Genomic DNA, 14,071 nt, shown 5'->3' on the forward strand with positions numbered 1-14,071 from the left:
TCTGCCGCATCTCGACGAGAGGTAGCGTCGTCTGTTGATAGGGGCGGAGGCCCAGTCCCTCGGCCACGGCGGGATCAGAGCGGTCGCCCGTGCCGCCGGTGTCCGTGAGGCCACAGTCTCTGCGGGAAGGCGTGAACTCCGCTTCGGAGAAGCTCCGTTGGGACGGGTCCGTCGGCCCGGCGGTGGGCGCAAACGCGTCGCCGACCTCAACCCAGCCGTCCGGAAGGCGCTTCTCGCATTGGTCGAGCCCGATGTCCGCGGAGATCCCATGTCGCCGCTGCGCTGGACCACCAAATCCACCCGCAAGCTCGCCGAACAGCTGACCCGGCAGGGTCACAAGATCTCTGCAGACACGGTTGGCGACCTTCTGCGCGAGGAGGGCTTCAGCCTGCAGAGCAACGCCAAGACCCTGGAAGGCAGGCAGCACCCCGACCGGGACGCACAGTTCCACTACCTCAACGAACAGGCCCGTGACCACCAGAACGGCGGGGCTCCGGTGATCAGCGTGGACACGAAGAAGAAGGAACTGGTCGGCCCGTTCAAGAACGACGGCCGTGAATGGGAGCCGAGAGGCGAGTCGGTGCGGGTCGACACCCACGACTTTCCCGACCGCGAGCTGGGCAGAGCAGTGCCCTACGGCATCTACGACGTTGTCGCGAACACCGGCTGGGTCAACGTGGGCACCGACCACGACACCGCCGCGTTCGCTGTCGAATCGATCCGCCGCTGGTGGAACGGTGCCGGAGGAGCCGCCTATCCAACGGCCGGCCGACTGCTGATCACCGCCGATGCGGGCGGCTCCAACGGCTATCGCACCCGCACCTGGAAGACCGAACTCGCCCGGTTCGCAGCCGAGACGGGACTGACGGTCACCGTCTGCCACCTGCCTCCCGGCACATCGAAGTGGAACCAGATCGAGCACCGACTGTTCTCCCACATCACCATGAACTGGCGAGGCAGGCCCCTGACCTGCCATGAAGTCATCGTCCAGAGTATCGCCGCGACCACCACCAAGACCGGCCTGACCGTGCATGCTGAACTCGACACCAACCCGTACCCCACCGGCGTCCAGGTCAGTGATGACGAAATTGCCGCCCTCCCGATCACCCGGCACCGTTTCCACGGCGACTGGAATTACACCCTCCACCCCCAGCACCCGCGGGACGCGACGGCGATCAACAGCACCTCGGACCAGGCCCCGGCGAACAGGCTGGATCACCTCACGCGGCGTTCGCTGCAAGCCCCTGAACTGACCGGTATGACCCGCCAACAACTCAGCCAACTCATCGACACTCTGACGCCCGCGCTGGAGATACAACGCGAGGAAGTACTCCGCGCCCGTCGTGGTCACGAGCGTCTGGTCGCACCCGGCGCAGGCGCCAAAGCCAAGCTGACCCCAGCCGACCGGATCCTGGCCACCGTGCTCCACCTGCGCAAACTCGCCACCATGAACCTCCTAGGTCAACTCTTCGGCGTCACCGCTGTGACCATCTGCCGGGCGAGCCAGGAAGTCCGCCCACTCCTCGAAGCACACGCCCACCGCGTCAGTGCCTCCACCGCCCGCTTCCGCACACCAGCCGACATCACGACGTTCCTCGCTTCGGACCCCACCTAAATCAAGATCAAGAAGACAAGTTGATGATCTGCACGCCCTAAGCCGACTGCAAGGCGGCCTCCCTCTGCGGCGCGGGTCAGCGCTGCGATCCGGATTCCGCCGCGGACGACCTCTCCGGTGCCATGCCCTCCGTGACGCTCAGCTCCTGGGTCCCTACGACAGACAGCAGTTCCAGCTGCTCGGCTCCCGGGCTTCCGGGCGGGGCGGTGAACCACAGCAGGCGTTGCCGTCCGTCCTCACTGAGGAGGTTGTAGCAGTCGAGTTCGATGACGCCGAGCATGGGGTGGACGATCCTCTTGTGGTCCATGCGGCGCACCGCGACGTCGTGGGTGTCCCAGAGGGCTGCGAACTCCTGGCTGCGGCCGCGTAGCACGGCGACCATCTTCGTGACCTCCGCGTCCCGGCCGCGCCGGGCGGCCGCTGCTTGGAGGTCGGCCACGAACACCCGGGAGTGGTGCGGGTGGTCCTCGGGCGGGTAGATGTCGCGCGCCTGCGGGTCGGTGAACCAGCGGTACACGAAGCTCGCCGCCGGGCCGCGGTGTGCCGGGGACTTGCCGAGCAGGGTCAGGGCCAGGTCGTTTTCCACCAGGGTTTCGTGCAGGTCGGTGATGACGCGCGCGGGGGTGTTGGACAGCCGGTCCAGGAGTCCGAGGAGCGCGGGCTGCACGTGTGCCGATGGTCCGTGTGCTGACGGGGGGACCGGCCGTTCGGCCAGGTGAAACAGGTGGTCGCGCTCGTCGCCGTTCAGGCGCAGGGCTCGGGCGAGGGCGGCCAGGGTCTGGGTCGAGGGCTGCACGCCGTTCTTTGCGCTGCCGCGTTCCAGCTCGGTGTAGTAGTCGGCTGACAGCCCTGCCAGCTGCGCGACTTCCTCGCGGCGCAGCCCGGGGACGCGCCGGCGCGGGCCGTGGGGGAGACCGACCTCGGCGGGGCGGATGCGGTCGCGGCGTGTCCTGAGGAAGGCACCGAGTTCTGGAAGGTTCACCCCTCCATGGTCGCTCGTACGCCAGAGCGCAGCCAGGGGGTGGCATCCCCTGGGTAAACGCAGCCCTGGCTAGGGATGGGGGACCAGCCGATCGTGGAGGACGCAGCAGGGCAACGGGCAAGGCCGCGGCCCGACCCCCCTGGACAGCCTGCTCACCGCAGGCACCTCCCTGTAACGCCCCACTGAGAGAAGGTACAACCAGCCATGCCTTTCGCGAACTTCAAGGTCCCCGAGAAGACCCTCACCCCGAAGCAGAAGGAGGAGATCGTCACCCGCACCACCGAGCTGTATGTCGAGATCTACGGCGAGCGCGCCCGCAACACCACCATGGTTCTGGTCGAAGAGGTCGCCGACGGCGGCTGGGGCATCTCCGGCAACGTGCTGACCCTCGCCATGCTCGGCGAGGCGACACCGACCGACACCAGCGGCGCCTGACCGCACCGGCCGTCATTCGGCCAAGACAGCACCTTGAAACCGAGGGCCGCCGGGTCGCGCGTCCGCCACACGGTCTCGTTCATCCGGGGGTCGGTCAGATCAGCGAAGCCCTTCATTGTGTCCCCGTACTCGTCGGTCGGCGGTGTCCACTGGAGTGCGGGGACGGGGCACGGCAGCGGTCAGCCCCAGGTCGAGGCGCTTGCCCATGTCCAGGCGGAAGGTGCCGTACGGGTTGACGTTGGACCAGAACAGCGCGGTCAGGCCGCGGTTCTCGTCGCTCAGATTCTTCGCCCAGGCCGGCTTGGCCAGGACCTGCTGCACCAGCAGCGTGTGTACATGCACGAGCGCGGACTGGAGCAGATGAAGCGCGAGCATCGACGTCTCGGCGTGCTCCTTGTCCGGCCCGGTCAGGGCGCCGTCCTTGCCGTAGTGCAGCACGGTGTTGGCGCTGTTCCAGTTCTCCACGACCTGGAGCCCGCCGTGGATCTCACGGCGCAGGCCGGGGCTGGCCAGGTAGTCGCACGCGAAGACCGTGCGCACCGCACGCCCGAGTTCTTCGAGGGCCTGGTAGGTGGGGTGGGGGCCGCCGCGGGTGAAGCGCCGCAGGACCTGCTCGGCCTCCGCCGTGCCGAGCCGCAGCGCGGTGGCGTACTTGACCATTTGGTCGTACTGCTGCTCGATCAGCTCCCATCGGATCGTGCTGACCGGCTGTCGGGCGCCGAGCCGCCAATGCGCCGGGACAGTGCAACTAGCGCCTCACTAGCTAGTTAGTCGGGATTTAACAACCGAAGGGCCTTCGAACTCTCCAGCGACGGCGTCCATGATGACTTCGTCGCACGTCTGCCCGAGCCAGTACCCGGCTTCACGGAGGGCGCCGACCGTACGGAAGCCCGCCTTCTCGTACGCACGGATGCCTGCTGTGTTCGGGGCGAGGACCTTGAGCCAGACCATGCGCAGGTTGGTGATGTGGAAGGCGTAGTCGAGGGTCAGGCGGGTGGCCTGGGTGCCGAGTCCGCGTCCGCGGGCTTCGGGGGCGAGCATGATGATGTATTCGGCGGTGCGGACTGCGTGGTCGGGCAGGAGGGTGGCGACTCCGGCGGGTACGGGCTCACCGGAGTCGAGACGGTAGATGGTGAAGCGGATGTTCTCGCCCCGGAGTTGGTGGGCCATGCCTTCGGTGCGTGCTTCGAGGGACTCGGGTGCCTGACGGCCGTAGCCGACGAGGAGGGTGGGGTCCTGTTCCCAGCGCCAATATGTCTCGACCAGGTCGGCGCGGTAGGGGCCGAGAGCGCAGGTGTCGGTGCCGATCCACAGGATCGGGTCAGAGCTGGTGCTGATGGCGGGCTCCAATGGTGAGGGCGGCGGTGTAGGCGAGCGTCGAGGAGGGCTCGGCGGCCGGGGCTCCGTTGTCAGTCTGTACCCAGGCATGGAGCCGGACGGGGTCTGGCGCGAGGCCGTGGCACCAGGTGGCGGACAGGCGCCGGGTTGCGAGCAGGAGCACGGCGGCGGCGGATTCCTCCAGGCAGGCGGTTCTGGCTGGTGAGTACCAGCCGGCGCGGCGGACGGCGAGTACGGCGGCCTGTGCCTGGTCGTGGGTGGCGGGTTGACGGCATGTTGACACCGCGCTCCTCAGCGCAGTGGTGAGGCGGTGCATCGTGGCGCTCGGGCTGCCGAGTCGTTTGATGACGAGGACCGTGGCCAGAGCGGCTGCAGCGGCAGTGGTGGTGCGGGTGGGAGCGGGCCGGAGGGCACCGGCAGGGAGTTCTGCGCTGCCCCAGCTCGCGGTGGCGGTCTTCGCGGTCAGCGGCGCCGGCCATGGGATTGGTGTGGCCGTCCTGGTCAGGAGGCCGGTGGCGAGAAGCCGTGTGGCGAGTACGGACGGGATGAGGTCCAGGTGGCCGGTCGCTGCTGCATCGCGCCAGAGTGTCGCTGCGGCGGGCAGCAGGCATTGGACATGGCCATTGCGGTAGTTGACGAGGACCGCGACGTGCCCGAAATCGAGGGCTCGGACATGGGCTGGGGCGGTGGCGAAGCGGGGCGGCTCAGTCATGTGTGCTCCTGGCGTACTCGCTCGTCCAGGCAGGTGCGGGGTCGCGGTGATGGGCGACCAGCCAAGCTTCGGCGGCCAGGGCTTGTTCGAGGGTCGCCAGCGGCGACGGGATGCCTGCGGCAGCTCCGCACAGGGCGCGGCCCAGCGAGGTTGGGTTGATCAGTCCGAGGCCGGTCAGGTGGCCGTCGGTGAGGGCGAGGAGGTCGGGCAAGTTGGCGCGCAGGCCCGCGTAGTGGTCCGCGTCGAAGCTGCCCTTGGTGGTGCGGGCTGCTACGGCGGGCGGGAGCAGTCCTGCCATGGCCTGGCTCAGCTGTGGCTTGTAGGCGTGGAGCGGTGGGCGCTGGCCGATGGGTGTTCTCAGCACGGTGTCCATCACCGCGGCGTCGAGGAACGGGTTGTGCAAGTCGATACCGCAGGAGGCGGCCAGATCGGCGTCGGCCGCTGCCGTGCGGGCGACCTCGCGGATCTCGTCCACCAGGACTCGTACGGAGCCGTCCAGGCCCGGCAGCTTGTCCGGTGCCGCGATGGGTTCGCGTGCTGCCTGGACCAGGAGACGGCGGGCTGTCGGTTCGGCCCAGGCGGGGAACGGCAGAAGGGGGAACCAGCGGACGGACCCTTGATCGTTTCGGCCAGGCGTGCCGACGGTGCGGGCGAGGTTGGTGAGAGCTTGGCGGCGGCTGGTCCTGGCGGCCTTCGTGGCATCGGAGAGGAGCGGAAGGACCTTGCTATGTCGCAGGCGGGCCCAGCCGAACGCCTCGCTGGCTGCCCGCTTCCAGTGGCGGTGGCGTATCAGGTCGGCGAGGTGAAGGGGCGGCTGGAACAGGACGCTGTCGCCGCCGTCGCCGGTCAGATGCGTATGACTGGCCAGCTCCGATCGCATCCATCGGAGCTGGCCGGTCAGACGGGCCTGCGTCAGGGTGGAGGGTGCTGGTTCATCGGTGGCTGTCACAGCGGTGATGCGGGTGTACGGCAGGTGTTCCGCTGCCATTGGCAGCAGGTGGTGGGTGATGTGGCCTTCATGTGCATCGGCGGTCAGACACGCGTAGTGCAGATCCGCACCGGACGTGTCGCCCTCGGGATGGACGGTGACGGCGTTGAGCTGCCTGGAGGGGGGTATCGCGTGCGCTGCCAGAACTGCGACGGATGTCGAGTCCAGCCCTCCAGACAGGTCACACGACAGGGCTGGATCAGCTGCTACCCGTAGTGCGACGGTGCCTGTCAGGGCACTGCGCAGACGCTGAGCGGGCGATTCGGCAGAGTCGGCGTCAGGCTGCCACAAGGTCGTACACCTGGGGCTGCTGCCGTCGGCGGGCAGCTCGATTCGGCTGCCGGGCGGCAGCTGCTCAACGCCAGTGAAGAAGGTCCGTGAGCCCGCCAACACGGGGGCCGAGGGCAGAAAGACGGAGCACGCCAGCCGTTGGGTGTCTACAGGGGCCCCGATGAGGGATGCCAGTGTCCGAGCAGAGGTGCACCACGCCCATTCACCTTTGTAGGCGGCTAGGTAGACGGGGCTGGCAGAGGCAGGGTCGGAGTACACGGTCACAGCATCCTCGGCTTCTTCCACGACCGTGTAGGAGCCGGGCCAACGCCACCCGATATCGTCCGGCAGCTTGCTGCCTGCCAGGCACTGCATTTCGAAGCTAGTGGCACCGCAAAGCCCCAGGATGAGGACTCGCCGTCGACCGCTGTCGTTCGATACCGATCGAGCAGCGCCGCCACCCAGCCGCCACGTTGCTGACCGTGCTGTGACGGGCATCGCTCCCGCCGGCCAGGGCTGGGGTTTGTGCGGATCGCTGAAGCCTCCGAAGATCACCAATTCCTCCAGGGAGTTGGGGCACAGGTGCGGTGCGGCCCCAGTTGGAGCCGCACCGCACTTGTCGGTCAGTTGTAGGCGCGACGCTTGTCCTCGCTAGTGCCGCCGCCCTGTCCCTCGGTGAGCTCGGCCGCGTCACCGATCTCGATGGGCACCAGATCGTTCTCTTCGGCTGGAGGCATGTTCAGCTGGTCGGGCATGGAGACTCTCCTTCTCTGCGTGAAATGCGCGGTGTGTGTTGCTGTCCGGCCTTGTCGACGGGATCGGGTGTCGAAGGGGGCCGGGGACTGGAGTGGCGCCCGCGATGAGCGCGAGGTCCTGACGGGACTGATGTCAGGCGACGGGCGACGGCTCGGGCGGCCCGCCCGGGGCGAAGAAGGAGCTGGCGGCGCGTGAGCCGCTGTGTGGGCAGAGCGATCTCTGCCCAGACGCACTTGCCGCACGCGGTCCGTTCGGCCCCATGGCAGACAGACAGACGGCCGATGAGTGCCATACCGCGCCCGGCCTCGTCCTCGGGCGCCGCGTAGCGCGGCACGGGAAGAATGCGCGAGCCGTCGTAGACCTCGACCAGGACCCGTCGCCGGCTGAGATTGGCGCGCACCCCGATGGTGAGCATCGCGCCGGTGCCGTGCCGCACCGCGTTGGTGACCAGTTCGGAGATGACGGTGGTCAGTGCTGTGTCGGAGGCTTCGTTGAGGCGCAGCCCCCATTTCTCGGCCAAGTCGTAGAGACGGCGACGGCTGAGTGGCACCGAGGTCGGGTCGCGGACCAGAAAGAAGCTTTGGCTGTACACGCGCATGGCAAGGACCCTTCGACGCACTTCGGACCGGGGCTTGAGGAGCAGGAAGCCGGGAGACGGGGGATTGAACCTCTTCTGTCCGCCTGCTTGGCTGAAGCTCAGTCAACTCGCTTGTGGCAGACCGGTCCGGTGCCAGCGAGGGGTGCGATTTCGGGCGGGGGGCCAGGTTGGGGGGCCAGGAATGGGCTCGGGACTTTCAGACGCTTGGGGGATGGGCATGATGGCACCAGACGGCATCGGCGCCGTGCTGAGAGGGATCCGGGAATCCGCCGGGCTCACACGCGATGAGCAGGCTCTGGCATTACAAGAAGCCCAGGGTGGAAAGTGGTTCGACCCGGAGAACCTGAAGCGCTGGGAGACCGAGCGCCGTCTGCCGACACCGATCTGGCACGAACTGCTGGCAGAGGTCTACGGGCGCTCTGTGGAAGAGATTGTTCGTGCGGTGGCGGTGAGCAGGCGCTGCCGCAGGGCGCAGCGCCGAGCCGGTGTCGAGGGAGAGGAGGGTACGGCGGTGAAACGACGGCAGTTTCTCGGCGTGGCGGCGGGAGCGACAGGAGCAGTCGCCCTGCCCGGTATCGCGGAGGCGCGACAGGGCATCAACGCTGGCCTCTCCGATGCCGGCAATGGCGATCTCGACTATCTGCAAGGGGCGTTCGAGCGGCACCGAGGCGGCTACCGTGGCCGCCCTCCGGGCACCGTCCTCGCCCAGATGAAGAACGACCTCGACCTCCTGCGGGACGTGCTCAGCCGTCCACACCGGGCGTCTGACCGTGCAGATCTCGCCCGCACGGCGGCGGGGATCACCGGCCTGGTGGCGATCATCCAGCACGACCGCGGTGACCAGCGAGACTCGCTCGGCTGGTTCGCCACCGCCGAGAAGGCCGCACGCGAGTCAGGCGATCGGCACATGCTGGCCTGGAGCCTGGCCCGGCACGCGATGGTTCCGCTCAACTACGGCGCCCCGAACGCTGCCGCTGAACTCGCCATCCGCGCCCGCGCCGAGGCCGGACGGACCCCAACAGCCGCAGCCGCGCTGGCAGCTGCGGTTACCGCGCGAGCCCTCGCTTCCACAGGAGACCACAAGGGCGCCCTGCGCGCGGTCGCCGACGCCCGCTCCATCGCCGAGCGCTTGGACGCAGCCCAAGGCGCCGACACCTGGTTCGGCTACCCCCTCCAGAAGCACCACGTCCATCTCTCCCAAGCATTCACCTTGATGGGACGGACCCGCGAAGCGCACGCCGAACAGGAAGCGGCGCTCTTCCTCACCCGATCGCCATCCGTCATGACCCGCGCACTGCTGGCCATGGACGCCGCAACCTGCCTGAAGGTCGACGGGGATCATCCCGCAGCGGCAGATGCGGCCGCTGGCGTCTGGCAACGGCTCCCCCCGGCGTACCGAGACGGGCTGATCCGATCCCGCGCCGACGCCCTGCACCAGTCGCTCGTGGGCAGTGCCCACAGCAGATTTGGTGAAGCGCTTGCCAGTTGAACGGGCTCGGCCGTGTTGTGGGAGGGATCCGAGCAGCGCGGTGACATGGCCGGCATTGCGGCGCACCATGTCGCGAATGGCGTCCTCGCCGGCGACTTCTCCGCCGAAGGAGTGCAGGTGACCGCCAGGGGTTGTAAGAGGTGTGGCTGAGGACAGAAATCTTCGAGCTGGCGGTCGACACCGGCTTCCAGGCCGAGGCGGTCGGAGGAGATGCGCAGATAGGCGCCAGGGCGTTTGGGGGCGTATGCCGCAAGGTGATCGTGGAGGTTGAGGGTGACCTGTCCGCTGCGGGCATAGGCGGGGACCTCGAAGTCCTCCCAGACGGTGGGGGCTGCTGATGGCACGGTGTCGGCTCCTGGCGCTCGGTGGCTCCGATACCGGGCACTTTCCGACGAACTCAGGGGTTTGGTGGTGCCGTGGATCCGCTGCAGGGTCCGCGGCCACCTCCTGGATACTGATCACCATGCGCACTGACTTTGATCCCGCTGCTATGTCCCGCAACGAGTTCTACAAGCTGCTGACCGCCACCGTGGTGCCGCGGCCGATCGCCTGGGTGTCGACCATCGCACCGGCCGGTGGCGACCGCGACGGACAGCGCGCCCGCGGTGTGCGCCCCGACGACGTCACCGATGTGGTCGCCGACGTAGACCTGCGCATGGTGCTTGCTCCCGGTTACATCATCCGGTGGAAGTGCCGACGACCAGGGCCTGCGGGCCGTGGTCGCCAGGTATGTGCTGTCTGATGCGTCGCTAGATCGCGGTGAAACCGCCGTCAGCGGCGACCACGGCTCCCGTGACGAAACTGGAGCGGGGCGAGACGAGGAAGCACAGGACCTCGGCGATCTCCTCGGGCTGCGCCACACGTCCCAGTGGCTGCGCGGCGGCGAAGGACGCCAGGTAGGCGCGGCTGTCGGGGCGGATCGTGTCGAGGAAGTCCGTCTCGATGACGCCCGCGGCCACGAGGTTGGCGCGGATGCCCAGCGGGCCGCCCTCGACGGCGAGCACCTTGGTCAGTTGGGCCAGAGCGCCCTTCGACGCACTGTAGGCGGCGCCTTCGGGCAGGGCGACGGTGGAGGCGTACGAGCCGGTGCTGACGATGGCGCCGCCGCCGCGCCTCTTAATGGCCCGGAATGCCTCGCGGGCGCAGAAGAAGGAGCCGCGGGCGTTGACCGCCATCACGGTGTCCCAGTCCTCGGCCGTGGTTTCGGTGACGGGCTTGTTCTGGGTGCGCCCGGCATTGTTCACGAGGATGTCCAGTCCGCCGAAGGCGTCCAGGGCCGTTGCCACCGCGCGGTGGGCGGTCTCCTCCTGGGTGGTGTCACCGTTTGTCGTGACGACGCCGGGAAACTCCTCCGCCAGGTTCGTGACGTCGGGGCGGAGGTCGAGGGCGACGACCCGGGCGCCGCGGGCGTGGAGGAGCGCCACGGTCTCCCGGCCCACCCCTCGCGCGGCTCCAGTGACGAGGGCGATCTTCCCAGCGAACTCGGTGGATTCGGATGTTGCGGCGGATGCGGTTGCAGGTGTCATGGTGCGGTCCCTGGAGAAGGTGAGTGTGAGTGCAGGCGCCGGTGCAGGGCACCTGAAGTGCTGTGCAGTGGTGCGGTGCGCGGACCGGGTGGGCGCGCCGTTGACGCGTTCACGGCAGGCCCACGCGGACGTCGTACGGCTGGGGTGTTCAGTGCGCGGTGAGCCCGCCGTCGACCACCAGCTCCGCGCCGGTGACGAACGAGGAGTCGTCGCAGGCCAGGAAGAGGATCGCGGGGGCGACCTCGTCGGCGCGGCCAGCTCGGAGCATGGGGGTGCGTTGGATGTCCGGCTGCTGGTCGCCTTGGTCGTCCAGGAGGTCCTGGATCATCGGCGTGGCGATCACCCCAGGATGCACCGAGTTGATCCGTACTCCCTGCCGGGCGTACTCGACCGCGGCGGTCTTGCTCAACAGGCGCACGGCCCCCTTGGACGCCTGGTAGGCCGCAGCCGCACCGCTTCCCACCAGGCCGAGTACTGACGACGTATTGATCACCGACGCGTTGCCGCTCGCACGCAGGAGCGGCATCGCCGCCTTCATGCCGAGCCATGTGCCTTTCTGGTTCACGTCAATGACTCGGTCCCACGCCTCTTCCCGCGTGTCCTCGATACCTGGCCAGTCCAGGATGCCGGCGAGGTTCACGAGCACGTCCAGCGTTCCGAACCGGTCGCGTACGACGGTGATCACTTCGTCCCACTCCCGCGCGGAGGAGACATCGAGGCGGGCAGCGACGACCTCCGCACCGCGTGCCTCGATCCGGTGGGACAGCTCCCGCAGGGAGCCTTCGGCGATATCGGTGATCACCAGTCGGGCGCCTTCGCTGGCGAAGAGCTCGGCGGTCGCTGCGCCGAGGCCGCCAGTCGCGCCCGTGATCAGCGCGACCTTGCCGTCAAGTCGTTGTCCTGTCATGGATGTGGTCCTTGATTCTCGTTGGTGTTGACTGACTGTTGTGTCGGGACTCCCTGGTCCGCCGACGGCGGAGTCGCCCCCCGACACCAGGGCGGTCACGGGCCCGGACCTCTCTACGGCTGCTTCTGCTCCCGGTAGAGCACGAGGTGCTCGTGATAGAGCACTCCGTCCCGGATGTCGCCCGTGGAGGTAAAGCCGGTGTCGTCACCGCTCCACCGAGTCTGGGCAGGTCACCGGCCATCAACTAGGACGCGTGCTGCCTGGGCATGGCACACCCAGGCAGCGCACCGAGCCCTCGCCTAGCCATGAACACATGGACGACAACCACCTGGGAGACTTCCTGCGCGCATGCCGCGCCGACCTGCGGCCGGAGGCCGTCGGCATGGCGAGTTACGGGCCCCGCAGAGTCACCGGACTGCGCCGCGAGGAGGTCGCCGTCCTGGCCGGAGTCAACGCCGACTACTACACCCGCCTGGAACAAGGCCGCGAGCGCAACCCCTCACCCCAGGTGATCGACGCACTCAGCCGCGCACTGCACCTCGACACGGACGCCCGCGTGCACTTGTACCGGCTGGCCGGGGCCACGCCGAACGACCGGCCCTCCGCCCATGCCACCGAGCAGGTGAGCCCAGCGCTGCGACAGCTGATGGACGGCTACCCGAACACTCCAGCGTTCGTCATGAACCGGACCCTGGACCTCCTCGCCGCCAACGCCCAGGCCGATGCCCTCTACGCCCCGTTCGATCCGGCGGACAGCTTGGCCTGCATGACCTTCCTTGACCCCGCAGGCCGCAACTTCTACATGGACTGGGACCGGGCAGCACAGGCCACCGTCGCCAACCTCCGCGAGGCAACCGGATTCGACCCGGACAACCCACGGCTGCGCGAACTCGTCCGCACCCTCACCGAGGACAACGCGGACTTCAACCGTCTCTGGAACGCCCACACCGTGCGTGGCAAGACCCAGGACGCCAAACACTTCCTCCACCCGGATGTCGGCCCCCTCACCTACCAGGCTTTTGACGTACGCGACGCCCCCGGCCAGCAGCTCGTCATCTACCACGCCGAACCAGGCAGCCCCAGTGCCCAGTCCCTCAATCTGCTCGGTTCCATCCATGCCACCCGCCGCCGGCCCGCCCCTCGGTCTCACCGCTGATCAGCTGACGGAGCATGGAGATAGGGCGGCAATAGTGCCCGGTCGATTTCGCCCCCGCGTGTTTCAAAGGGGTGGCTCGTGAAACGGGCGATCACCCGGCGGTCCACCTGCGACGATCATGTTTCATGAGTTGTTGCAAACAGCTGGATGCCTGAAACACCCTCATGAAATGATCCGTGGTCGTGAGCAACGACTTCAAGCGCGTGGAATCGCACGACTGTCCGATGTCCACCTGCGCCGCCCCGGCGGGCTCCCCATGCCGGACCGGCAAGGGCAAAGTGGCCATCCAGTACCACACCGCCCGCTTCCGCCTCGTGCCCCAACTCGCCAAAGTGCTCACTGTGCCGACCCCCGCCGTACGCAAGCCGGGGTCGGTTTGGACCGAGCTGCCCCGGCCGGTGAGCGCCGGCGCCGAGCCGGTCGGGCACGTCCGACTCGGATACGCCCGCGCCTCGACCGCCCGGCAGTCCCTCGACGCACAGCTCGACTCCCTCGCCGAGGCCGGGGTGACGCGGGTCTTCTCGGAGAAGATCTCCACTCGCGCCACCTTGCGCCCCGGGCTGGAGGCCGCCGTGAAGCTCGCCGGGGAGATCCGTTCCTCCGGCGTCGCCGTCACCCTCGTCGTCCACGAACACAAACGACTCGGCCGCGGCATCGAACTCGCCATGCTCGCCGAGGAGCTGAAGGCGAGCGACGTCGGCCTGGAGTTCCTCACCGGGGAGCTCAAGGGCTCGCACGACCCCTCCGGGATCGTGTTCACGGTGCTCGCCGCGATGTCCGGCATGGAGCGCGAGTACATCCGCGACCGCACCCTCGAAGGCCACGAGTCCGCCCGCAAGCGTGGCAAGACTATCGGCGGCGCGGGCGTCACCGACGAGTCCATGCTGTCCATGGCCCTTCACCTACGCGACAAGAGGATGAGCCTGCGCGACATCGCCAAGCGGCTCGTCATCACCACGGGCGCGAAGAAGGGCCAGCACCCCTCGGCCGCCACCGTCATGCGGATGTTGCAGGAACACGACGAACAGGCCGCCACGGCGGCGGGCGCGTGATCCCCTGGCTAGTTTGCGGCTGGGGTCCGAGCTAGGACACCGGGGCCGACATGCACCGTCGGGCTGCCCTTGGCGATAGTGCCCACGGCCAGCGCGACGAAGCGGCTGTCGTCGATCAGTCTGACCTGCAGCGACGGATGGAAATGCCCGATGCGAAGCCCGGTTGGCCCGCACCTGGCCCGGATCTTGGTATGTGGCGCCAGCGGCGGAGCTTCTCGCGGCACTCCCTGGCAATGTTGCAGCCGCC

At 68.2% G+C, this 14,071-nt stretch carries 14 protein-coding genes and 3 pseudogenes; 6 read left to right on the forward strand and 11 right to left on the reverse strand.

Features of this window, described 5'->3' with window-relative positions; translation table 11 throughout:
• The first annotated feature begins 31 nt into the window (after positions 1-31).
• Positions 32-1,615, forward strand: a complete 1,584-nt coding sequence (locus ACGFWI_RS07715) for an ISAzo13 family transposase (protein WP_393905231.1) — start codon at positions 32-34, stop codon at positions 1,613-1,615.
• Between the two features lie 76 nt (positions 1,616-1,691).
• Here ACGFWI_RS07715 and ACGFWI_RS07720 read toward each other — a convergent pair whose 3' ends face one another.
• On the reverse strand, positions 1,692-2,597 hold the full coding sequence (locus ACGFWI_RS07720) for a helix-turn-helix transcriptional regulator (protein WP_393905015.1): 906 nt from the start codon (positions 2,595-2,597) through the stop codon (positions 1,692-1,694).
• Positions 2,598-2,801: 204 nt separating this feature from the next.
• Here ACGFWI_RS07720 and ACGFWI_RS07725 point away from each other — a divergent pair, with 204 nt between their 5' ends.
• Entirely contained in the window at positions 2,802-3,032 is a 231-nt protein-coding gene (locus ACGFWI_RS07725; protein WP_393905016.1) for a tautomerase family protein, read from the forward strand.
• A gap of 99 nt (positions 3,033-3,131) precedes the next feature.
• Here ACGFWI_RS07725 and ACGFWI_RS07730 read toward each other — a convergent pair whose 3' ends face one another.
• From ACGFWI_RS07730 to ACGFWI_RS07755, 6 genes are all read right to left on the reverse strand, one after another.
• Entirely contained in the window at positions 3,132-3,728 is a 597-nt protein-coding gene (locus tag ACGFWI_RS07730; RefSeq protein ID WP_393905232.1) for a Tn3 family transposase, read from the reverse strand.
• Positions 3,729-3,791: 63 nt separating this feature from the next.
• Entirely contained in the window at positions 3,792-4,340 is a 549-nt protein-coding gene (locus ACGFWI_RS07735; protein ID WP_393905233.1) for a GNAT family N-acetyltransferase, read from the reverse strand.
• 13 nt (positions 4,341-4,353) lie between these two features.
• Positions 4,354-5,082 (reverse strand): lasso peptide biosynthesis B2 protein, encoded by a 729-nt coding sequence (locus ACGFWI_RS07740; protein WP_393905017.1) that lies wholly within the window; start codon positions 5,080-5,082, stop codon positions 4,354-4,356.
• The gene (locus ACGFWI_RS07745; RefSeq protein ID WP_393905234.1) at positions 5,075-6,895 is read right to left on the reverse strand and encodes an albusnodin/ikarugamycin family macrolactam cyclase; all 1,821 of its coding nucleotides are present in this window, start codon (positions 6,893-6,895) and stop codon (positions 5,075-5,077) included. Before ACGFWI_RS07745 ends, ACGFWI_RS07740 begins: the two co-directional genes overlap by 8 nt.
• A gap of 68 nt (positions 6,896-6,963) precedes the next feature.
• Positions 6,964-7,077 carry an albusnodin family lasso peptide gene (locus ACGFWI_RS07750; RefSeq protein ID WP_393905235.1) on the reverse strand — a complete coding sequence of 38 codons (114 nt, stop codon included), beginning with the start codon at positions 7,075-7,077 and terminating at the stop codon, positions 6,964-6,966.
• 2 nt (positions 7,078-7,079) lie between these two features.
• Positions 7,080-7,694 carry an ATP-binding protein gene (locus ACGFWI_RS07755; RefSeq protein WP_393905018.1) on the reverse strand — a complete coding sequence of 205 codons (615 nt, stop codon included), beginning with the start codon at positions 7,692-7,694 and terminating at the stop codon, positions 7,080-7,082.
• A 211-nt stretch (positions 7,695-7,905) separates the two neighbouring features.
• On the opposite strand from ACGFWI_RS07755, the gene ACGFWI_RS07760 reads away from it, so the two are divergent.
• Together ACGFWI_RS07760 and ACGFWI_RS07765 are read left to right on the forward strand one after the other, a co-directional pair.
• On the forward strand, positions 7,906-9,183 hold the full coding sequence (locus tag ACGFWI_RS07760; RefSeq protein WP_393905019.1) for a transcriptional regulator: 1,278 nt from the start codon (positions 7,906-7,908) through the stop codon (positions 9,181-9,183).
• 463 nt (positions 9,184-9,646) lie between these two features.
• A pseudogene (locus tag ACGFWI_RS07765) lies at positions 9,647-9,760 on the forward strand (flavin reductase family protein); the annotation flags it as partial.
• Here the strand turns inward: ACGFWI_RS07765 and ACGFWI_RS07770 are convergent.
• The 4 genes and pseudogenes from ACGFWI_RS07770 to ACGFWI_RS07785 all read right to left on the reverse strand — a co-directional run.
• Positions 9,746-9,844: pseudogene (locus tag ACGFWI_RS07770) on the reverse strand (HAD hydrolase-like protein); the annotation flags it as partial. The pseudogenes ACGFWI_RS07765 and ACGFWI_RS07770 overlap by 15 nt on opposite strands.
• 88 nt (positions 9,845-9,932) lie before the next feature.
• Positions 9,933-10,709: an SDR family NAD(P)-dependent oxidoreductase gene (locus ACGFWI_RS07775; RefSeq protein ID WP_393905020.1), complete on the reverse strand. Its 777-nt coding sequence runs from the start codon at positions 10,707-10,709 to the stop codon at positions 9,933-9,935.
• A 148-nt stretch (positions 10,710-10,857) separates the two neighbouring features.
• Positions 10,858-11,616, reverse strand: a complete 759-nt coding sequence (locus ACGFWI_RS07780) for an SDR family NAD(P)-dependent oxidoreductase (RefSeq protein WP_393905021.1) — start codon at positions 11,614-11,616, stop codon at positions 10,858-10,860.
• Positions 11,617-11,729: 113 nt separating this feature from the next.
• Positions 11,730-11,822 (reverse strand): annotated as a pseudogene (locus ACGFWI_RS07785) (Atu4866 domain-containing protein); the annotation flags it as partial.
• 107 nt (positions 11,823-11,929) lie between these two features.
• On the opposite strand from ACGFWI_RS07785, the gene ACGFWI_RS07790 reads away from it, so the two are divergent.
• On the forward strand, positions 11,930-12,772 hold the full coding sequence (locus ACGFWI_RS07790; protein WP_393905022.1) for a helix-turn-helix transcriptional regulator: 843 nt from the start codon (positions 11,930-11,932) through the stop codon (positions 12,770-12,772).
• A 182-nt stretch (positions 12,773-12,954) separates the two neighbouring features.
• Positions 12,955-13,824: a recombinase family protein gene (locus ACGFWI_RS07795; RefSeq protein ID WP_393905023.1), complete on the forward strand. Its 870-nt coding sequence runs from the start codon at positions 12,955-12,957 to the stop codon at positions 13,822-13,824.
• Positions 13,825-14,071: the final 247 nt, after the last annotated feature.

It is taken from the genome of Streptomyces sp. NPDC048434, assembly GCF_043200375.1.
Taxonomy (GTDB): domain Bacteria; phylum Actinomycetota; class Actinomycetes; order Streptomycetales; family Streptomycetaceae; genus Streptomyces.

Excerpts from the sequence above, each read along its gene's own strand:
- ACGFWI_RS07725 (WP_393905016.1), top strand. The coding sequence starts at position 2,802 with ATGCCTTTCGCGAACTTCAAGGTCCCCGAGAAGACCCTCACCCCGAAG.
- ACGFWI_RS07740 (WP_393905017.1), bottom strand. The coding sequence starts at position 5,082 with ATGACTGAGCCGCCCCGCTTCGCCACCGCCCCAGCCCATGTCCGAGCC.
- ACGFWI_RS07750 (WP_393905235.1), bottom strand. The coding sequence starts at position 7,077 with ATGCCTCCAGCCGAAGAGAACGATCTGGTGCCCATCGAGATCGGTGAC.
- ACGFWI_RS07755 (WP_393905018.1), bottom strand. The coding sequence starts at position 7,694 with ATGCGCGTGTACAGCCAAAGCTTCTTTCTGGTCCGCGACCCGACCTCG.
- ACGFWI_RS07760 (WP_393905019.1), top strand. The coding sequence starts at position 7,906 with ATGGGCATGATGGCACCAGACGGCATCGGCGCCGTGCTGAGAGGGATC.
- ACGFWI_RS07775 (WP_393905020.1), bottom strand. The coding sequence starts at position 10,709 with ATGACACCTGCAACCGCATCCGCCGCAACATCCGAATCCACCGAGTTC.
- ACGFWI_RS07780 (WP_393905021.1), bottom strand. The coding sequence starts at position 11,616 with ATGACAGGACAACGACTTGACGGCAAGGTCGCGCTGATCACGGGCGCG.
- ACGFWI_RS07790 (WP_393905022.1), top strand. The coding sequence starts at position 11,930 with ATGGACGACAACCACCTGGGAGACTTCCTGCGCGCATGCCGCGCCGAC.